Genomic DNA, 21,488 nt, shown 5'->3' with positions numbered 1-21,488 from the left:
TCAGTGCCCTGCTTTGGTTGGCTTACTTGTCATCAGCGTTGTCGGCGGCTGGGGCCGGTGCATCTGGCTTATTGCGCTCTTCGACAATCTTGCCGTTGAGCTGACGGATCCAGCCACCCTCGAACTGCTGCTCAAGACCGCCGGCCTTGACTGGCTGCAGTGGGCCGACCGGGTAGCCGAACGGGCCATTCTCGTAGCCAGTGCTGCCCCAGTGGTCAGTGATGTCGTTGGAGCGCACCGGCTGTGCACCAGTTTCCGGAGTCCAGTAAATGGCACCGTGTTCGAAGCGCTGGAAAGCGCCGCGGGCGAGCTTGACCTCGTCGCCGTCGACAGGCAGACCCAGATCGGACTCAGCGCCACCGAGCTCCTTGTAGACACGGCCGATTTCACCACGCACGATGCGAGGTTCTTCGCCGCCGATCTTGACGATGGTGCCACCCTGGAAGTCCTGGGCGACACCGCCCGGAATATCGCGGTGGTTGGCGACTGGGTAGCCCAGCGGACCGGTCTCGAAGCCGGCCTTGCCCCAGACGTTCATAATGTCGCCGGTGACTTCGTGGGCTCCGCCTTCCGGAGTCCAGTAAATCGAGCCCTTTTCGAAGTGGACGAATCGTCCCGAGCCATCCGGCGTAGCCAGTTCGTTGGTCACTGGGTAGCCGAGCGGCGAGGACGGACCACCGAGCTCGTTGTAACGCGAACCGATGCGTCCCCAGACCACATGTGCCCCGGAATCCGGGTGCCAGTAGGCGGTACCGCCGGTAAAGTCCTGAGCCACGCCATTCTTGGCGACGCCATACTCATCCGACAGGCAGGTGCCGATTCCCGGCAGCGATGCGACGGCCTTTTCAATCTCGCCACCTACGCGGCAGACAGCGCCACGATCGGACTCCGGCAACTGCAGTGCATCGGCCAGCGTTGGCCAGGCCTGACTGACCTCAAATTGCCAGTACGGCCAAGTGTGAGTACCCGAGCTCCGGAAGTTCACAACCGGCTCGACGCCCTTTTCCCGAGCATTCCGGATGAAGGTCTCACTGGTCATGCGGGAAAGCACTTCCAATGCGTAACCGGTCGGATTGTCCGGCTTCGTCGGATCGATCTGCGACGGCACGTCCCACTCACCGGTGTTGCCGTTACCCGCCGAGATGTACAGCGACATGCCCTTGAGCTTGTCGATGTTCAGCTTCGGATCATTGTCCTTCCAACGCTGCGAACCGAGCGGGCCCCACATCTTCGTCGCGTCATAGCCACCGGTGTTCTTCATCGCCAGAGAGATTGCCTGCGGCATGCCCGGCGAAGTCATATCCAGGTAACCAGAGAGGCTACCGGCAAACTTCCACAGCTCCGGAGAGTGTGCTGCAACGTTGTAAGCACCGGTAGCTCCCATGGAGATACCGATAATGCCGCGTTCATCGTTGCCGCGGAAGCCGTTGGTGATAACCGGCACGAGCTCCTTAGTAATGAAGCTCTCCCACTTGTAGTTCTGACCGTTATCCGGCTGATCCCAGTCAGAGTAGAAGGACGATGTACCGCCGGCGGGCATAACCACCAGGACATTCTTGTCCTCGTAGAAGCGCTCGATATTGGTAGCGCGAATCCAACCGGAGTAGTCATCAAACGATGCCATACCGTCAAGGTGATAGACGCTCGGGAATGTGCGCTCCTTGTCGCGGTACCAATCGCGCGGCAGCAAAATCTCAACCTGAATTGGCTTCTCCGGCATGGCAGCCGAGCGAATGTGCGCAATGACGTGGTGATCTGTGTACCACTCGACCTTGTCTACGCTGACTCCGCTGGGCAGGTTCGCCACTGCGGGAGTATCGACTTTAAATGGCGTACGCTCCGGCCCTGGCATCGGCTTCGGCATACCCAGGCCAGGTAGCTGCGCACCAGCAGCTTGCGCTGCTTCAGCGGCCTTAGCAAGGTCTCCCAGGTCTTCAGATTGAGCCAACTGCCCCTGAACGGCCTGAAGTTCCTCGTAGCTAGGCAGACCTGGCTGAGCTGGCTCGGGAGCCGCCACTGCAGCAGGGGCACCGAGAGCGAGAGTCAACGGTAGTGCCAAAAGTGCGGTCAACGCCCGCGATGACTTCCGGCTGTTGCCGAGGCCACCACGGAGGAATCTAGCGGTTACGCGCATAAGAGGGCTTCCCTTTACAAAGTCGCTGGTTGAAATTATTTGAGACGTTGAGTGTTGCACCGGCGCCGGTTAGGCACCTGCAGATAGCATCACGCGGCGCTAGAGCTATGCGTTTACCGTTCGGCTTCGCAGAATTACGTGGTGACCAGCAACGTATCCGAAGGTTCCCCTCCTCCGGCGTGCCGCTGCACGAAGAATCTCACACACGTTCTGCGAAACAAACGGTATAGCTACCTGAATAGCTTCACCCTTTACTTTAAGGTTCGACTCTCATGTTTACCCTCTTACGGGTAAAAACCGTGGAGACACACGCAAAAGGAACTGAATTCAAGCTTTGACAGCGCAACTCTTTGCGCCCCTCTGTAGGCCGTTACCCACACCTTCCGCTCAGCATCCAAACCCGGACTCGACACAGAAAAAAGACCAATCCCAACAAAAGGATTGGTCTTTCTTCAAAATTGAGACTTCTTAAGAAGCTAGCCCCTTTAAGAAGTCATCCAGCACCAGCGCTAGGTCAGCGCGCCAGAGCGCCCTGAAATAACTATCGACCTAAAGGCCCAGCGCCCGAAGAATGTGCGGGCGAGCAAGCGCGGCATCACGGCCCCACAGCTCCCACGAGTGGATACCGTTCGGGCTGTAGACAAACTGCGCATTGAGGCCGGCAGCGCGAGCATCCTGCTCAAAGCGCTGCGTCGAAGCGCGGGATACGGACTCCATCACGGCACGCCAGACGGTGTCAGGGAGCTGCGGCACCGGACGGTTCAAAACCTCCGGATCACTCCACAGGCTCTGAACACCCTGGGCGGAGGAAACATACATCGGCAGCCCCTTGAGCTGGTCGAGCAGCATCGAAGGGTCATGGGCCTGGCGTTCCGCCGAAGCCGGAACCGGAAGACCCCACATGCCAGTCGGATTCACTACACCAGTGCTAGCCACCATTGCAGTGGTACCCGTAGCAACTACCTCGTTCGACATCTGGTAGTAACCGGACAGCGAAGTAACATGCTTGAACTGGTCACGGTGGCGGGCTGCCAAAGAAACCGCCGCAGCCGCACCCATGGACAAACCAGCGATTGCGTTGCGGTTCGGGTTGACACCAAACTCACGCTGCAGATAGACCGGCAGCTCCTGAGTCAGGAAGGTCTCCCACTTCTGGATCTTCGGACCCTCAGCAGTCACAGCCGGGGTATTCCAGTCGGTGTAGAAGGAGCCATCGCCAGCAGCCGGCGCAACCAGAGTGATGTTGTCATTGGCGAAGGTCTGAGCAATGTGACCCGACCAAATCCAACCGGACGCGCCCTTATTAAAGCCCCACAGACCGTCGAGCATGTACAGGGACGCATCGCCGCCACCAGTAGCCGCCTTAATCTGAACCGGAATATTGCGGTTCATAGCCGGCGAGAAGACCTGGCAGTACTGAACCCACCAGTTGTATGGATCCCACTCACAGCCTGGACGCAGTCGATCACGGTTTGGATCAGCACTCGCATCCTTCGCGGATGCGAGCATGATGCCACCAAACACCATTGCAACAGCCACAAGGGCAGCTACGACCTTCACCGTGAAGTTACGACTCACTGCAGTAAAGCTCATCGTTCTCCTCTTTACTTTCGGACTTACCTCCGCGCCAGACTTTTCGGAGGCAGTCGCTTACGCGAGCTTTCGCTTTTCTGCTTCCAGTTGTGACGCGACAACTGGAGACCCCACAAAAGAATCTCGAGTATGTAACGATACTCAATCGTTTCCCTACATCCAAGTTTAAATCGTAATCATTCCGTAATATTTCTCACATTTCCCCTCAAAACTATCCACCACAAGGAGAAACAATGTTTACCAGCATGGAATTACAAAATTGTAATTCCGCCCCGACTAATCCGTAGGACTGACTGAGAAACCTAAAACACGCCTACAAGAACCCCAAACACAACGTAAGTATTAGCTAGGCACAAAAAAGCCCATGCACCCCTCGGTGCATGGGCTTTCAGCTACCAACCGAACCCGACTAGAACCCGACGAGAACCCGACGGAAATCGCAGTTCGCTTAAAGGGATAAGAACTGGGAACTACCCCAGAGTCGGGACAGCGTAGACAGCGATGGCAATGGACAGCAGCCACAGGACGGCCAGTGCCTGCAGCGGTCGGTCCTTGAGCGCAATCTCATCCGGGCTTCCCGCATCACCACGGTCAACGTCGGCGGCGAAGCGCAGGATGGCCACAGTGAATGGAACCATCGAGATCTCGTACCAAATAGCCGAAGTCGATGAAGTGCCCGGCGCGCGGCCCATCTCAAAGCCCCACAGCGCGTAGCTCAGCACCACGGCGGTCGCAGCGAGGGTCCACACAAAGCGCAGGTAAGTCGCGGTGTAACCCTGCAACGACTTTCGAATCTTCTTACCCGTGCGCTCTGCCAACAGCAGCTCAGCGTAACGCTTACCGGCTGCCATGAACAGCGAACCAAAGGCGGCAACCAGCAAGAACCACTGGGACAGGTTGATGTTGGCAGCAACACCGCCGGCCATTGCACGCAGCATGAAACCCGAGGACACCAGCGCAATATCAATCACCGGCTGGTGCTTCAGGCCAAAGCAGTAACCGAGCTGCAGTGCAATGTATACAGCCACAACAATTGCTAGCCCCGGCCCCTCAGAGGCAAACCAGGACACCGCAATCGAACCAATAATCAGTGCGACCGCCATAATGTACGCCATGCTCACCGGCAGTACGCCAGCGGCAATTGGGCGGAAGCGCTTGGTTGGGTGCGCCCGGTCAGCTTCAACATCGCGGGCATCATTAATCAGGTAAATCGACGATGCGGCCAAACAGAAGGCCACAAACGCCACCAGGATGTCGACGGTCAGCGTACCGATCGAACGTCCCGAGTCCATGATCTCGTTGCCGGCTGCCAGTGGAGCCGCAATGACCAGGACATTCTTCACCCACTGCTTCGGGCGAAGCGCCTTGATCATGCCGTCCAACAGATTCTTCGGCGGATGCCCCTGCGGGTGCGCAGGCTCATCGATACCGGAAGTGTGCGGCTCGGACCCAATCCTTGATTGAGAAGCTTGCCGCTGGTTGGCCGACACATTGGCCAAGTTGTCGTTCTCCGCCTGTGTCACTGTGCATTCCTTTCCGCAATGGAGGGCTGTCCACCCTGGTTATGCTGCGCCTTTTTCGGCTCGATGACCTTATCACCTATCTTGTCCACCGCAAGAGCAGTGGCTGTACCCAGCGCTGCTCCGAGAGCGACATCGGTTGGGTAATGAACTCCCAGCACCAGGCGGGAGAGCATAATCGCCGGCACGCCCACGGCCGGTGCTGCCGGGTAACCCAACTTTGCAATCCCCACCAGCGCCGCCGTCGTCGACGTCGCGTGCGAGGACGGGAAACTCAGCTTGCTTGGCGTACCAACGCCGATTGCTATACGACGGTCATGGGGACGCGGGCGACGGACAATGCGCTTAAGCACCACCGATGCCGCATGCGAGGTAAAGGCGGCCACACCGACCTTTGCCCAGCTAATGCGTCGCTCCTTATCCACCGCCGCCCCGAGGGCAGCGAGCCCCATCCACCCAAGGGCGTGCTCACCGAAATAGCTCATGGCACGCGCGGTGGGCAGCACACCCGGGACGTCGTTAAGCGTGTGCTGAATATTAACGAGAACGTCGGACTCGCCGAACGGATCGCCTTTAATTTTCGAAGACATTCGCCCAGGCCTTCCTACTGGTCAGATCGTCATAGGCTGCGCGGTAGCGTGCCTGCATTTGCTCGAACCGCTCCTCAACCTGCTTTTGCAGCTCCCAGGATTCTTCCAGCAGAGCCTTGGCCTTGTCGCGGTCACGCTGGCGATACACCACGCCACGGCCATCAGCGGTGGTGACCGTTGCGCCATCCAGACGCGACAGGGAGAACCAACGAGCCTCCAGCGGCGCCAGGTTTGCCTGCGGCACCGCATGGTGCTCGGAGTTTTCCGGGCGCACGCTGTGCAGCAGACCCTTGGCCAGCCAACCGACCTTCTTCAGCTTGCCCAGACGACCACCGACATCCTTTGTCGGAACCCCCGGAATACCGGAGGGCTTTGGCAGATCGCCTGCGCTCGGCAGCACAACCGCGTCGGGGAAGCTCTTACGCAGGGCATTGATACGCGGCAGCGAGGACTCGAGAATATCGAACAGGTGCTCCGGACCTGCCAGGAAGTCCTTCATGGCTTCGTTCTGGATGGCAACAGTGGAGTACTCCAGGCACAGAAGGTGCTTGAAAGTGGCCTTGCGCATGGAACGCACGATACCGGCAGCATCGCCCTCGTGCTGAAGAGCCGCGACAATCAAGCGGTTGCGCAGATGGAAGTACGCCTGCCAGTCAATGGCGTCGTCCTTGTCCGACCAGGCCATATGCCAAATTGCTACGCCCGGCCACGTAGCCGTCGGAAAGCCTGCCGTGCCTGCGCGCAAACCGTATTCGGCATCGTCCCACTTAATAAACAGTGGCAGCGGCTGACCGATTGTCTCAGCGGCGACGCGTGGAATCAGGCACATCCACCAGCCGTTGAACTCAACATCGATGCGACGGTGAAGATCCTTCGAATCGACAACCTCACCGGTTGCGTTAGTGCCGTGCTCCCCGCGATCGCGCAGTGGGTGCGCATAAAAGTCGTGGTCATAGTGGACGTGCGGAGCGGAAGTCCACATGAAGTCATGGCGGCCGATGACTTCACCCATCGAGTGCAAGTGGCTGCGCTCCTGCAGGTTCAGCATCTGACCGCCGACCAGCATCGGGGACTTCGCGAACCGGCCGACAGCAACCGCACGCAGAATGGAATCCGGTTCGATGGCGATGTCGTCATCCATGTAGAGAATGAACGGACTATCGGTCGCACGCTTCGAATCCGAATCCGGACCGCCCAGGGCCTCATACATAATGCGGGAGTACCCGCCGGAACCACCGAGATTTCCCTGCGGGAAAATACGCAGGCGGTCACCAAAGTGCTCGGCGACAGCATCGAAGCCCGGCTCATCTGCCGGGTGCTTAGTGCCCTGATCAGGCATCAAAACAGCATCGATGATGGCATCGACCTCAGAATCCGAGGACAGCGCCTCAAGAGCAGCAACTGCGTCGGTCGGGCGATTGAACGTCGGGATACCGATAGTGACGCGCCCCTCCGGCGCCGGATGCTCTGTGCCGTCCGGGTACGTCTGGCTCGGTGCCTCGATATCGGAGTACCAACCTGCGGAGTGGATTACCACGTCCGTCTCACAGGTGAGGTCAAACCAAATCCAGCCGCCGTCTTCAAACTGCGTCAGCGGTACTGGGATTTCGCAGACGTGCACATCCTTGCCGTCCACCTTGGCTTCCGCGCCTTCAGCCGCCGCACCCAGATCACCGACAACTTCGCCGGTCACGGCGATGCGCGCACCGTCAATCTTCGAACGGTAGATGTCTACGCGCGCAGTACCGGACAGCTCCAGGCGCAGGACAACATTGTCCAGATTCGTCCACCGGCGCCAGTAGCTGGCCGGAAAAGCATTGAAGTAGGTTTCAAAACTAACTTCATCACCCGCCGGAACAGTGGCTGACGTGCGCGAATGCGCTTGCACACGACCGGCATTAGTCTCCGGCTCAACCAAGTAGAGCGAGCGGACATCACGGGGCTCACCCAACTTTGGCAGCAAAATCCGCTGCAGGCGTTCAACGGCAAGGCTTGACGACGTTGTCGGGGTATGTGTCCGCTTTTGTTCAGGCTGTGATGCCATGAGACGTATCAACCACTTTCCGAAAGGTCTACCGGGGGTGTTGCCGCCGATAAGTTACCGACGTTTCTATCTCATAGCATCCTAGTGCCCGTGGCGGATTGCCTCTTGTTGCCACGCTAGCGACAGCCCAGAATGTGAAAGCCCCTACGCGCTGCGGACTATCTGCTGCACATAGGGGCTTTTTCGTTCAGTTTGTAGTTTTAAGCTCCGAGGAAACCTTCGATGCGGGCCTTGGAGTTCTGGAGGTTACGATCCCAGGTCGGCCAATCGTGGATACCGGTCTGCTCGTATTCAAACGTGGCATCCAGACCGGAGGTACGAGCACGCAACTCAAACTCGCGGGTGGACAAGCGGGACAGCGACTCCAGCGCAACGCCGCCGGCCTTCGGGACGACCCGGTAGAGATTCTTCGGGTCACGAACCTCATCCGGAACACCATTTGCCGAGGTAATAACCAGATCCAGCCCCTTCATCTTCTCGACGTTCAGGTACGGATCATTGCGGACACGCTCCGCTGACATAGGCGCACCCCACATGTCGAAGGAGCTGTAGCCAGCCGACAGCTGAGCGGCCTCAATTGCAGTGGTCATACCCGGCGCAGTGGTGTGTAGGTAACCGGAGAAGGCAAGAGCCTGACCGAACTGGTCTCGGTGGTTGTATGCCAACGATAGTGCAGCAGATGCACCCATGGACAGACCTGCAATGGAGTTACCAGTGCGAGAAATGCCGAACTCACGCTCAAGGTAAACCGGCAGTTCCTGAGTTAAGAAGGTCTCCCACATGTTTACAAACGGACCGTGCACACTAACCGACGGACGCTTCCAGTCGGTGTAGAAGCTACCGCCGCCACCACCTGGAATAACCAGGTTGACGTTGGATCCTTCAAAAGTACGTGGGGCGTTACCGTGCTCCACCCAGTCAGAGGCATCAGCCGGGCTACGCAGGCCATCTAGCAGGTAGAGAGCCTTGTTACCACCATTGGCAGAGGCCACAATCTGAACCGGAATATTACGGTCCATGGCCGGCGAATAAACCTGGCACTTCTGGGTGAAGTACTGGTACGAATCCCACTCACAACCCGGGCGCAGCGAGCCTCGGTCACCCGCCGCGCTCGCGGCCGGCGCCATGGTCAATGCAGACGCGGCCACAGCTACCGCGGACGCAACGGCTGCAACCTTTCGACGCCAACCACGGAAAGTAGAGGTGATTTTCACGTGTGCATTCTCCTCACAATGTGCGATTCCCCACGGCCGGTGGGAACTATCAGGCGTGTTTCCGCTTCAGGGAATTACCTTAAGAAACAATAAATCTTCGACAAACTTACCCGCATTCACTGTCGTTTTCCAGCAGAACACGTCGAGACCCCACTTTTCGGCGGGTTCTGGTATCCGCATTTTTACTGCGCAAGCCCCCGCAGCTCGCGCGACTCCCGCGCCCCGCGCCAGGTAATAATCGCGCCAGCCGCCGCGATTAGCACGATGCCCAGCGCCATGGACCAAGTCACTCGGTCACCGGAAAACGCCCAGCCCAGGATTGCACCGATGACCGGGTCCAGTGCAAAGAGCGTGCCGACGACCGCCGCTGAGACAATCCCCGCAGCGATGGTGTCCATCACGTAGGGAATAACAGCGCCAATAAACCCGGAAATAACGATGGTGGCCCACATCGAACCGTCGACAAGCGGTGCAGCGGAAACAGAAAATGGCGCGAGCACGATTGCTGCGACGACCACTGACAGCGCCAGGTCGGGCATGCCGCCGCCCTCGGTGCTGCCCATTCGGGCGGAGAAGAGCGTGTAAGCGCCGAAGAAGATTGCACCGATTGCGGCGTAACCAATGCCGATAATGTCAAGGTCATTGGAGGGCTGGGCAATCAGGGCAACGCCGATGAAAGCGACGATGGCCCATAGGCGGGAGCGCCACATTTTCAGCCCCAGGAAGGACACGACGCAGGGGCCGAGGAAGTCGATGGTGACGGCGACGCCCTGCGGGAGGCGCGCGATGGCTGCGTACACCATCATGCTCATCATGCCCATGGCGATGCCGTAGACCACGATGTTGATGGCGCGGGCGCGGGTCATCCCGGACAGTTTTGGCCGGAACAGAACCACCATAATGATGGCGGCGGCGGTCATGCGCAGGCCCGATATGCCCGGCGCGCCGACCGTGGAAAGCATGCCAGTGACCAGCACGGCTGCAGCCTGGGTACCAAGAGAACCGATAAGAACCAGAATGACAGGTGCCACTGGCAGGGTGAGAAACTTGTTCACACGCTGCAGCAATGGCCCCTGTTGGGGAACTTCGGTTTGGGTTTTCTCACGCGACACTCGCGCAATACTAGCGCGGGAGCCGGAAGCGGCAAATTAGTGCCCGCGCTCCTGCTCGATTGCTTCGCCGTCGTTGAAGAACGGCGCAATCTTGTTGTCGAACATCGACAGTGCGGAGCCGATGGCCATGTGCATGTCCAGGTACTGGTAGGTGCCCAGACGACCACCGAAGAGAACCTTGTTCTCCTGCGCTTCTGCTGCGGCGAGCTTGCGGTATGCCTCCAGCATCTCGCGGTCTTCCGGGGTGTTGATCGGGTAGTAGACCTCGTCGCCATCGTCGGCGAAGCGGGAGTATTCCTTAACAATTACCGTCTTGTCCTTGACGTAATCGCGCTCCGGGTGAAAGTGGCGGAACTCGTGAATACGGGTGTACGGCACATCCGCGTCGTTGTAATTCATCACTGGAGTGCCCTGGAAGTCGCCGGTGTTGACAACCTCCATCTCGAAGTCCAGCGTGCGCCAACCCAGCTTGCCCTCGGCGTAGTCGAAGTAGCGGTCCAGCGGGCCGGTGTAGACGACCGGGGCGTCCGGGGATACAGCGCGCAGTTCGTCGCGCACCTCGAACCAGTCGGCATCGACAACGACGTCAATCTTGTCGGAGGTCACCATGTTTTCCAGCCAGGCGGTGTAGCCGTCGACAGGCAGACCTTCGTAGGTGTCGTTGAAGTAGCGGTTATTAAAGGTGTAGCGAACAGGCAGGCGGGTGATGTTGCCGGCCGGCAGGTTCTTCGGGTCGGTCTGCCACTGCTTGGCGGTGTAGTGCTTGACAAATGCCTCGTACAGCGGGCGACCAATCAGGGAGATTGCCTTTTCCTCAAGGTTCTTCGCGTCACGCGGATCCAGACCATCGGTCTGGTCCTTAATCAGCTGGCGCGCCTCGTCCGGGCTGTAGTACTTGCCGAAGAACTGGTTGATCAGCCCCAGCCCCATCGGGAACTGGTACGCGGTGCCCTTGTACATAGCGAACACGCGGTGCTGGTAGTCGGTGAAGTCCGTGAACTGGTTGACGTAGTCCCACACCCTCTTATTAGAGGTATGGAACAGGTGCGCACCGTACTTGTGCACCTCGATGCCAGTCTCCGGCTCTGCCTCCGAGTAGGCGTTGCCGCCGATGTGGTTGCGGCGTTCGACAACGAGCACGCGCTTACCCAGCTCAGTGGCGGTCCGCTCAGCAACGGTCAAACCGAAGAAACCCGAACCGACCACGATGAGGTCGTAGGTGTTGTCCTTGATGTCCTGTAGGGACTTCGGAGCAAATTCATTGGCAGTGGTGTTCTTTTCGCTACTCACGCCTTAAAACCTATTGCATTTCCATCCGGTTTGCGGGTGTACACGCGGGCTTTACGACGTCCACGTGAGCCCAGCCCAACGTTCGTTTGGTCACATTATTTGATAATTTTCCCAAAATTAACGAAGAAACACAGATGTCTCACTAGATTTTTTTAGTCACACTGGTAACATCCTCCTCAGAATTTTCTGTTGCTTTGCAACTTTCCTTCCTTTCGACCCCGGGTAGACCTCGGGTCGATAACCCTGTACCCCATTTTTTTGGAGCTTTTACCGTGCCAACTCGCCGTCGCATCAATGCCCCGTCGATGGGCCGTCGCACCTTCCTCTATGGACTGGCAGCTACTACTGCCGCAGCTCCGCTAGCAACATGGGGTATTCGCCAGGCCCCTACTCTGGTTGAAAGCCCAGGCGTAGGCCCCATCGCGGCCAAGATCTCAACATCGCCGCTGGTTGACGCTGTCACGATGATGATTGACGACGCAGCCGTCGGCACCCATGCCATTACCGATGCCCTGCACCCGCTTCGCGGATTCGTGAAGGACATCACCCGCGACGAACCGTTCTCCCAGTTCGCACTCACCTGGCCGGGCGATGACAATCTGCAGCTCTACGTTCGCGCCGAGCGCGAAGACGGCAGCTTTGGCCCGTGGTTCCACGCTGATTCACACGGTCCGATGAATAACTCCGGGCAGTCCGGCACCGAGCTGCTGTTCGTTGAGCCCACCCGTCGCGTGCAGGTGTCGACTGTCGGCCTGAACCTCCTCGAAGGCCTGGATCCCCGCAACATCATTGGTATCGACAACCTTGACCCCGCCACTATCGGCGGTTCCCTGCAGGACCTCGTCAGCGCTACGGCCGCATTGTCCCTCAACGCTGTCCAGGCAGTTTTCATCGACGGCGTAGAGCAGGTCGGCGAGGTTATTCAGCCAGTTGCGTACGAGTCGTCGATTGCCGGCGCGCCAAATGTAATCAGCCGTGCAGCGTGGGGCGCAGATGAGTCCATCCGCAGCGGTTCGAGCTCCTACAGCACTTTCAAGGGCGCGTGCATCCACCACACCGCGGGTTCCAATAACTACTCAGAGTCCCAGGGACCAGCCATTGTCCGTGGCATTTATGCCTACCACGCAAATACGCTGGGCTGGGGCGATATTGGCTACAACGCGCTGGTCGATAAGTACGGCAACATCTACGAGGGCCGCTACGGTGGCCTGGACAAGAACATCGAGGGCGCACACGCAGGTGGCTTCAACAACGGCACCTTCGGTATCTCGGTGATGGGCAATCACGACCAGCTGGAGATTCCGGATGCGGCCGTCACCGCACTCGGCGAGATGGTCGGCTGGCGCATGAAGGTCGGTGGCGTCGATCCGATGTCCACCGCCGCGCTGACCAGCGCCGGCTACTCGAAGGCACGCTACAGCTCCGGCCAGACCGTGAACCTCCCGGCCATCTTCGGTCACCGCGACACCGGCTACACCTCCTGCCCGGGCACCTTCGGCTACCAGCAGATGGATGCCATCCGCGCTGCAGCCAAAGCCAAGTTTGATGGTGCCGGTGGAGCGGATATCGCCGGCCGCTCGACGGATCCGAACAACCAGGACGGAGAGGCCGCCAGCATTCCGCCGATTCCGGGCACCGGCGAGTCGGGCGACAACGGCGGTTCCCTCGGAAACGTGGAAACGCCCACGCCAGGCGAGGTTGTTGGTGAGTTTCTAACTGAATCCCTGCCAACCAACCCTGCCGAAGCTACGCAGGCCTGGTTCGCACCTCAGAACTAAGCCCCCGCTTATCTAATCCAGGCATAACCACATCACATTTGTGGTGTAACACCAGATTTTCGTAATCACCCAGGAGTTATTACCGTGTTTAGTCGCCGCCGCATCAATCGCCGCGCAGGTGCCAAGCAATCCTTGGTACTCGCTGCCGTGGCGACCCTTGCCCTGACACCCGTTGCCGTTGTCGGCGCAGGTGCCGCTTATGACCTCATTGAGGAAAACGGCGCCGGCCCCATCGACCCGGTTGTCCAGAGCAAGTCGCTTGCAGACAGCGTCTCCGTTCTCGTCGAAGATGCAGCAATCGCAACGCAGTCGCTTGCCGACGAAGCTCATCCCAACCGCGGTGTCGTCAAGGAAATTACCTCCGATACCGAGTTTTCCCAGTTTGCGCTGACGTGGGCCGGTGACCCTGATATCGCCAGCTTCGTCCGCGCCGAGCGAGCAGACGGCTCCTGGTCCGACTGGTTCAGCGTTGACCCGGACTACCCCGCTGAAGGCAATGGCAACGGCCTGAACGGAACGGAGCTCATCTACATCGAGCCAACCAAGCGCGTTCAGGTTTCCACCCACGGACTTAACATCTTCGGTCCGGGTTCCGGCGTGGATCTGAAGGACATCAAGGGCGCTGAGAAGCTGGATCTATCCAAGCTCAACCTCGACGAAATTAATGCTGAGGGCGCGAAGAAGGCCGTGGAGGATGCAAAGGATTCCGCTACGGATGCGGCCAAGGATGTCGCCGAGGCCGCTTCCGACTACCAGCTGACTCCGGATGCAGCTCCTGGGGACGCACTCGATGACCCGACTGCTCCGAGCGCTAACGACGCTGCAAATCTGGACTCGCCGAATCTCCCAGTGAAGTGGACGGACATCGAACCGGTCGCCGATGAACTGCCGATCGACCAGGTCGACGCAGTGCTAATCGACGGCCAGGCTGCTGCATCCGGCATCGACCCAATTGTGGATGCCAAGAATGTCACGGGCATGCCGAAGGTCATTACCCGTGCCGGCTGGGGCGCCAACGAAAACAACCGCTGTAAGGGCGCGGACTACGACAGCAAGCTTGTCGGTGCCACCGTGCACCACACCGCTGGTTCAAACAACTACACCGAGAGCCAGTCCGCTGGTATCGTCCGCGGCATCTACCAGTACCACGCACAGACTCTGGGCTGGTGCGACATCGGATACAACGCTCTTGTCGACAAGTACGGCAACATCTACGAGGGCCGCTACGGTGGGCTGGATAAGAATGTCCAGGGCGCACACGCAGGTGGCTTCAACACCGGTACTTTCGGCATCTCCATGATGGGTAACTACTCTTCGGTTGCTCCCAGCGAGGCCGCACTGAACTCGGTGGGCAATATGATTGGTTGGCGCCTGAAGGTCGCCGGCATTAAGCCGACCGGCCAGATTCAGATGACTTCGGGTGGCACCAGCTACGCCAAGTATGGATACGGTCAGCAGGTCACTCTGCCGACAATCTTCGCGCACCGCGACGTTGGTAACACCACCTGCCCGGGTGATGCTGGCTACGCCCAGATGAGCAAGATCCGCTCGATTGCCGAGAAGAAGTACAACACACTCACCAGCGGAAAGATTGACAATGAGGGCCCTGACGGCTTGATTGACCTCCTCGTTCCGCAGGATGAAAAGGACGATAAGACCACCGAGGACACAGACTCGCAGTCGAGCACGTCGACCTCGACCACTTCGACCACCTCGGCATCGACGGGTACGTCCACGACCTCGTCCTCCGAGAAGTCCTCGAGCGCATCGAGCACCACTTCTTCGACAACGTCGAGCTCCGACTCGACCACCTCGGGTACTTCGAATACCTCGGAGCCAACCGACGCCACGAACACCGGTGACACTGCTTCGGCTGACTCCTCCGCACCGTCGGCAAGCGAGCAGAGCAACTCCTCCTCGCCGAGCGCATCCGACGAGCAGCAGAAGGCACAGGCTCTGGAGACAGTCTCGGGTGCACGTTCGATGCTGGCCTCGGCGCTGGGCATGCTCGGCGCACCGGGGCTCGGACAGACCGCCGATGCGATTCTGGGTGCAGTTGGACGCTCGATTGAAAACGGCCCGTCGATCGCTGACCTGCCGGTACTGATTGACAAGATCATCACTATCAATGAGCAGAACGACCTGGCTGCCGAATGGCGCCAAGTTTCCGAGGAAATGGGCTCCGTTCTCGGTTACGCAATGTCCGGTATCCAGAGCGGTTCTACCGTAGCGAACAATGCTGGCCAGGCCGATGCCCTGCGCTACGTGAAGTTCTCCAACGGCGTAATCACCGACTCCGACACCACCGGCGCGCACGCTATCTGGGGCAAGATTGCTGATGAGTGGGCCCGCCAGGGCTTCGAGGTCGGCAAGCTGGGTGCCCCGACGAAGACCCAGGTGGTCGATGGAAACATCGAGCGCGCTGAGTTCCAGAACGGTTCAATCACCTTCGACCGCACCACCGGCGAGGTCAAGACCGAGCTGAAGTAAACGCCCTCGAGCGCTGGGTGAGCTAGCTGGCGCGAGGAAATCCTCGAGGCTAGCTAGAACCAGCGCTCCAGCACACGAGCAACACCGTCATCATCATTGGTGGCGGTGATTTCGTCTGCAATCTCCTTGACGTTGTCAGCCGCATTGCCCATGGCCACACCCGTGCCCGCCCACGACAGCATCTCGATATCGTTCGGCATGTCACCGAAGCAGACCACATCTTTCGCGGTCGCTCCGACCAGTTCAGACACGTATTCCAACCCGGCGCGCTTAGTCACGCCCGGCGCGGACACTTCCAACAGCCCGTCGGGCATGGAGTAGGTCACGTGGGCCAAGCTCGCGTCAATTGCGGGAGCGACCAGCTCATATAGCTGGGCACTGTTCACATCTGAGTTTCGCAGCAAGAGTTTCGTCGCGGGTTCTGACAACACGGCCTCTTCAGCAAGCTCACCGTGCTCATCCGATTCCCACGCATGGTCATAGGACGGCGCCACCACAAAAAGCTCATCGATGGCATCATTCGCCGACGTCCCAGCGCGCTCTGCCGCAATGCCGATTCCACCGATGGATCGCGCCGCTTCGCGCGCATGCTTGACGACGTATCGCAGCGTCTCCGGCTTCAGTGTGTTGGCGGCAACCACTTCATCACGGCCGGAGTCGTAAATTACGGCGCCATTGGCACACACGCACAACGGCTGAACCGGCAGCTGCTCGAGCACTGGTTGCAACCACCGAGCCGGCCTTCCCGTGGCCAGCACCAACGGGGTTCCGCGGCGTAGCATTCGCGTGACGGCCTGTCGCAGGCGGGGAGTTACCCGCTCCCGCGAGTCGATGAACGTCCCGTCAATATCCGAAGCTACGAGTAGTGGATGTAGTCTCTCGGTCACTTCGAACTACTTGCCGTCCTCACTGTTGTCATCTTCACCGTCATCGCAGAACCGGTCGTGCAACAACTGCAGCGTTGCGGCTACTCCCCCATGCTCGACAGTGTCGATTACCCAATCCGCGTTCTTCAGCAGGGACCAGTCCGCATCGGCCGTAACTACCGGCATGCCGACACGCTGTGTGGCTTCCTCAAAGTTCGAGCCACCGGCAAAAAGAATCGCGGTTTCTTCCTTGCGAGCCTGCTTGCGCAGCGTGCTAACCACCGCATTTGTGACGTCCAGTTTGCTGGCGCCCTCCGGGAGTTCCACGACCTGCAGGTCAACCGACTCCAAAGCCGATAGATTCGGCTTATCTCCCGGTTCGTGCAGAACAACGATTGTGGCTCCGGCATCGCCGAGCTGCTGCAAGGCCTTCATGTTTTCTTCGCTGATATTGCCCGCGTCGTCGGCAAGCGATGCGGGGTAATCGAAGATGAACGTCTCCGGCTGAGCGGTGATGAGCCTGTTCAAGCGCTGTGGAAGCTTGTCGCGGATCATCATCGACTGGCCGATAAGACGGTAAACGGTCTGCTGCGTCTGTTCGACACCGGAGGCGGAGGCCTTCTCTAGTTGCACGTACGCTTCGCGGAAGGTCACGCGCATCGAATCCGTGGCAGTACGCACGGACTCCTTGCTCTCCTTAGCACCGGCGACAACATCATCAGCCATCTGTTCCACAGACTGACGGAACTGCGCCAACAAGGCGGTCGTCTGTTCCCTTCGGCGAGCAGACTCCGCGCTCATCGTTTGCGAGGCATCGAGGAACTGCTGCCTGGTCTGATCGCCGAACTCACGCGCACTATCGCCGAATTCACGTGCCGACTCGGCTAGCTTTTCCTTGAATGCGGCCAGATCACCGCGCAAATGACGGATACGCTGACGCTCTTCTTCGACTTTCAGGTCCTCTGCCTGGGCCTCTTCGAAAGTCGGTGCGCCGCCGCCAAGGCGAGCCGGTACCCAGTAGGCGCCCTTCGGCAGGGGACCTTCTTCAGCTGCGTACTCGTCCCAGAGCTGACGGACACCCTGATCCATGATTTCGTGTAGCTTTTCGGTGGCCTCTGCCGGATCGCCCTCCGGGGTCCACGGCGGCAAAACCGTAATATGAATCGGAGTATTACTGCGACCGAGATGCTTGGGGTGCCCCTTCGTCCACACGCGCTGGGATCCCACAATCAGCACTGGGATGATGGGCTTGCCGGTGCGCTGCGCCATACGCACCGCACCCGACTTCAGATTCTTGACTTCAAAGCTGCGCGAGATAGTCGACTCCGGGAAGATGCCTACCAACTCGTCGTTTTCCAGCTTCTTGCAGGCCTCTTCAAAAGACTTGGAGCCGTCGGTGCGATCGACCGGAATGTGTTTACAAGCACGCATGATTGGTCCTGCGATCGAATGGTCGAAGACTTCCTTCTTCGCCATAAAACGGACAAAACGGCGGTGCTTGCGGAATGGAAGACCGACATAGGTGAAGTCCATGTATCCGGTGTGGTTAGTAACGAGAACGGCGCCAGAGTCTTTCGGCACGTTTTCCCAGCCCTTAACGGTGAACTTCAAACCTTGGGCAAAGAAGACGGTGCGCGCCAATCCGATAATCGTTAAGTACACAGGATCCTTGAACATGGCCTTTACTCTACAATCTTTCGCACCCCTTAGCGGGGCGATATGTACTGGTATCTGAGACCCATGAATAAATGTCGTTACAGGCCCATGTCTTTGTGTAAAACCAGGTACATCCCCACACATCCCCCTTGCACGTACTGCGCACCTGTCATACAGTCCCGGTACACCCCATAGTCGCTTTTACCACCCCCGTTATGAGGTGGGCTCCGCCGATGGGTATTCATTCTAAAAGTAGTAAACCTCTATTAACATACCTATCTACCTGCGGAAAACCAGACAACATTTTGGGGCGGGTTTCCTTGGCTTTTTGACCCATTGTTTATATCTACGTAACCGTAAGTTACCGCTTACAAGTAAGCCGAGTTTTGGTAACCTGAGCCGTGAGCCGAGAAATTCTCTTCGACGAAAAATCAACGCCCCCACCGGGAAGGATTGGAAAATGTCGTCCTCTTCATCTCTCGCCCCATCTGCAGTTCTAAATAAGGAACAGCATGAAAAGACCTGGGAGAAATTCGGTACCGAGCAATACGACGTCGTCATTATCGGCGGCGGTTCTGTAGGCGCTGGCGCTGCACTCGATGCCGCAACCCGTGGTTTGAAGACTGCGGTCATTGAAACTCGTGACTTCGCAGGCGGTACCTCCAGCCGCTCCTCCAAGATGTTCCACGGCGGTCTGCGCTACCTGCAGATGTTGGACTTCCGCCTGGTAGCTGAATCCCTGCGCGAGCGCGAACTGTCCATGTCGCACCTGGCACCGCACCTGGTTAAGCCACTGCGCTTCGTCTTCCCGCTGACCCACCGCGTGTGGGAGCGCCCGTTCATGGCATCGGGCTTCTTCCTTTACGACGTCATGGGTGGCGCCAAGCAGGTTCCAATGCAGAAGCACTACTCCCGCAAGGGAACCCTGAAGCAGGCTCCGGGCCTGAAGGAAGATGCCGTGGTCGGCGGCGTTCGCTACTACGACACTCTGGTTGACGATGCCCGTCACACCATGACTGTCCTGCGCACCGCTGCTCACTTCGGCGCTGATGTCCGCACCTCCACTCAGGTTGTCGACTTCGTGAAGGAAGGCGAGCGCATCGTCGGCGCGAAGCTCCTTGACACCGACACCGGCGCCACCACCACCATCCGCGGCAGCGTTTTCGTCAATGCCACCGGTATTTGGTCCGATGAGATTGAGAAGCTGGCTGGCGTCACGGGCAAGTTCCGCGTCCACACCTCCAAGGGTGTCCACATTGTTATTCCGAAGTCCGCTCTTGAGGGCTCGGTGGCAATGACCTTCGTGACCGAGAAGTCCGTCCTGTTCGTGATCCCGTGGGGTGAATACTGGATTATCGGTACCACCGACACCGATTGGACCATGAACCTGGCCAACCCGGCAGCTACCCGCGCTGACATCGACTACATCCTCGACCACGTCAACGCCAAGGTTCGCCGTCCAATTACTTACGACGACATCGTCGGCGTCTACTCGGGTCTGCGTCCACTGGTGGAAGGCGACTCCGACTCCACCACCAACCTCTCCCGCAACCACGCTGTTGCCCACGTTGCCCCGGGCATGGTTTCCGTCGCAGGCGGTAAGTACACCACCTACCGCGTCATCGGCGCTGACACCATCGACGCTGCAGTCCAGGACGTCCCCCGCAAGGTACCGGAGTCCGTCACTGCAGATGTCCCGCTGCTCGGCGCTGACGGCTACCACGCACTGAACAACCAGAAGCCAGCACTGGCCAAGCAGTTCGGTATCACCGAGAAGCAGGTCGAGCACCTGCTCAACCGTTACGGCTCCCTCATCTACGAGGTTCTAGCCCCGACGGCCGAGGACAAGTCCCTGCTCGAGCCACTGGAGGCTGCTGAGCAGTACATGCGCGCTGAGGTTCTCTACGCAGTGACTCACGAAGGCGCAATGCACCTCGACGACATCCTGGAGCGCCGCCTGCGTGTCTCCATGGAGTACGCACACCGCGGTGTCGACAGCGCCCGGGCCACCGCTGAACTGGTTGCCCCAGCTCTGGGTTGGGACAAGGACACGATGGAGAAGGAGATCAAGGTCTTCATCGAGCGTGTCGAAGCAACTCTGGCAGCTGAACGTGAGCTGACTGACAAGGCCGCTAACGAGATTGCTGCTCATGCAGTGGAGACTCGCGCGGACGTCGATGTCAGCCTCGACCGCTAGTTTGCCCCTCCCCTCCCCCGGTGGCCGTACTAGTTAGTTCTTAGATGGCCACCAACGCTGTAGCCACAACGAAATAGCTTTCCCTCTTGGGAAAACGGCTTTGCACTTCAAGGGGCTAATGGGCTCGAAATAAAAGTGCCGGCGAAAAGAATCAGTTCTCGCCGGCATTTCTTATACCTAAAAGTTTACGTTGCACGATTCCTCGTGGCCTTTCCCGGTCACGACGCACAGAGAGTTTCACATCTCATGGAGACAATCACAGGATCCCAGGCATTCCTCTGGGAGTTTTTCGGAACCGCCATTCTAATTCTGCTCGGTAACGGAGTCTGTGCCTCTATCAACCTCCGGACAACCCGCGCTGCAAATGCAGGCTGGTTGGGCATTGCCTTCGGCTGGGGTATGGCTGTTTTCGCTGGTGCATCTATTGCCGACGTATCCGGTGGGCACTTGAACCCTGCGGTAACCGTTGCCCTGGCCATCAAGGGCAGCCTGGGATGGGACCTGGTTCCGTACTATGTTGCAGGTCAGCTGTTGGGCGCATTCGTAGGTGCAATCCTGGCATGGGCCGCTTTTAAGCAGCTGTTCGACGCCAATGGTGTCGACGAAAACGGCAACCCAACCAATGCGAATGCCGAAACTGGCGGCAACTTCTTCACCGCGCCGGTTCACCCAAATAACTTTTGGAATGCCGTCACCGAGTTCATCGCGACCTTCGTTCTGCTCGCATTCATCCTGTTCGGCCCAGCCGGCGGCGAACTTGGCCCGCTGACCTACTTCGGTGTCTCGTTCATCATTGTGTCGATTGGTCTTTCCCTTGGTTCCCCGACCGGATACGCCATCAACCCTGTTCGTGACCTCGGCCCGCGTTTGGCCTACGCTTTCGTGCTCCCGATTAAGGGCAAGGGCGATGCGAACTGGGCCTATGCATGGGTTCCGATTGTCGCACCGATGCTGGCAGCCGTGGCTGCAGGCGCTCTTGCCTTTGCCATCGGATAACGGGAATA

Annotated in this window: 14 protein-coding genes; 4 read left to right on the top strand and 10 right to left on the bottom strand. The window is 58.7% G+C overall.

The genetic code is table 11. From position 1 onward, the window contains the following. Positions 1 to 22: 22 nt before the first annotated feature. The 8 genes from CRD13_RS06895 to glf all read right to left on the bottom strand — a co-directional run bounded on the left by CRD13_RS06895 (position 23) and on the right by glf (position 11,440). Positions 23 to 2,134, bottom strand: a complete 2,112-nt coding sequence (locus CRD13_RS06895; protein WP_187401459.1) for an alpha/beta hydrolase-fold protein — start codon at positions 2,132 to 2,134, stop codon at positions 23 to 25. 549 nt (positions 2,135 to 2,683) lie between these two features. Further along, positions 2,684 to 3,727 (bottom strand): alpha/beta hydrolase family protein, encoded by a 1,044-nt coding sequence (locus tag CRD13_RS06890; protein ID WP_049193152.1) that lies wholly within the window; start codon positions 3,725 to 3,727, stop codon positions 2,684 to 2,686. Between the two features lie 470 nt (positions 3,728 to 4,197). Beyond that, complete coding sequence (locus CRD13_RS06885) at positions 4,198 to 5,217, bottom strand: decaprenyl-phosphate phosphoribosyltransferase (RefSeq protein ID WP_049193199.1); 1,020 nt, start codon at positions 5,215 to 5,217, stop codon at positions 4,198 to 4,200. A 29-nt stretch (positions 5,218 to 5,246) separates the two neighbouring features. Further along, a complete protein-coding gene (locus tag CRD13_RS06880) occupies positions 5,247 to 5,837 on the bottom strand; it encodes a phosphatase PAP2 family protein (RefSeq protein WP_049190962.1) in 591 nt (196 codons plus the stop codon). Then, positions 5,821 to 7,881 carry a glycosyltransferase gene (locus tag CRD13_RS06875; RefSeq protein WP_126108233.1) on the bottom strand — a complete coding sequence of 687 codons (2,061 nt, stop codon included), beginning with the start codon at positions 7,879 to 7,881 and terminating at the stop codon, positions 5,821 to 5,823. Before CRD13_RS06875 ends, CRD13_RS06880 begins: the two co-directional genes overlap by 17 nt. 200 nt (positions 7,882 to 8,081) lie before the next feature. After that, a complete protein-coding gene (locus CRD13_RS06870; protein ID WP_049171829.1) occupies positions 8,082 to 9,095 on the bottom strand; it encodes an alpha/beta hydrolase family protein in 1,014 nt (337 codons plus the stop codon). Between the two features lie 182 nt (positions 9,096 to 9,277). Then, positions 9,278 to 10,207, bottom strand: a complete 930-nt coding sequence (locus CRD13_RS06865; protein ID WP_239272136.1) for a DMT family transporter — start codon at positions 10,205 to 10,207, stop codon at positions 9,278 to 9,280. Between the two features lie 36 nt (positions 10,208 to 10,243). Further along, positions 10,244 to 11,440 carry a UDP-galactopyranose mutase gene (gene glf, locus CRD13_RS06860; RefSeq protein ID WP_042388989.1) on the bottom strand — a complete coding sequence of 399 codons (1,197 nt, stop codon included), beginning with the start codon at positions 11,438 to 11,440 and terminating at the stop codon, positions 10,244 to 10,246. Positions 11,441 to 11,769: 329 nt separating this feature from the next. Between glf and CRD13_RS06855 the strand changes: the two genes are divergently transcribed. Continuing rightward, positions 11,770 to 13,275: an N-acetylmuramoyl-L-alanine amidase gene (locus tag CRD13_RS06855; protein ID WP_016421651.1), complete on the top strand. Its 1,506-nt coding sequence runs from the start codon at positions 11,770 to 11,772 to the stop codon at positions 13,273 to 13,275. 84 nt (positions 13,276 to 13,359) lie between these two features. After that, on the top strand, positions 13,360 to 15,765 hold the full coding sequence (locus tag CRD13_RS06850; RefSeq protein ID WP_149420763.1) for an N-acetylmuramoyl-L-alanine amidase: 2,406 nt from the start codon (positions 13,360 to 13,362) through the stop codon (positions 15,763 to 15,765). Between the two features lie 53 nt (positions 15,766 to 15,818). Here the strand turns inward: CRD13_RS06850 and CRD13_RS06845 are convergent, their stop codons facing one another. After that, complete coding sequence (locus tag CRD13_RS06845) at positions 15,819 to 16,652, bottom strand: HAD family hydrolase (RefSeq protein ID WP_049190951.1); 834 nt, start codon at positions 16,650 to 16,652, stop codon at positions 15,819 to 15,821. Positions 16,653 to 16,658: 6 nt separating this feature from the next. Then, positions 16,659 to 18,308, bottom strand: coding sequence for a 1-acyl-sn-glycerol-3-phosphate acyltransferase (locus CRD13_RS06840; protein ID WP_149420762.1), 1,650 nt, complete (start codon positions 18,306 to 18,308; stop codon positions 16,659 to 16,661). Positions 18,309 to 18,747: 439 nt separating this feature from the next. On the opposite strand from CRD13_RS06840, the gene CRD13_RS06835 reads away from it, so the two are divergent. Together CRD13_RS06835 and CRD13_RS06830 are read left to right on the top strand one after the other, a co-directional pair. Continuing rightward, a complete protein-coding gene (locus CRD13_RS06835) occupies positions 18,748 to 20,484 on the top strand; it encodes a glycerol-3-phosphate dehydrogenase/oxidase (RefSeq protein ID WP_016421655.1) in 1,737 nt (578 codons plus the stop codon). 246 nt (positions 20,485 to 20,730) lie between these two features. Next, positions 20,731 to 21,480, top strand: coding sequence for an MIP/aquaporin family protein (locus tag CRD13_RS06830; RefSeq protein ID WP_187401458.1), 750 nt, complete (start codon positions 20,731 to 20,733; stop codon positions 21,478 to 21,480). Positions 21,481 to 21,488: the final 8 nt, after the last annotated feature.

The organism is Corynebacterium sp. LK26 (genome assembly GCF_014335085.1).
Lineage (GTDB): Bacteria > Actinomycetota > Actinomycetes > Mycobacteriales > Mycobacteriaceae > Corynebacterium > Corynebacterium jeikeium_D.
This window is presented reverse-complemented; position numbering and strand designations above follow the sequence as displayed.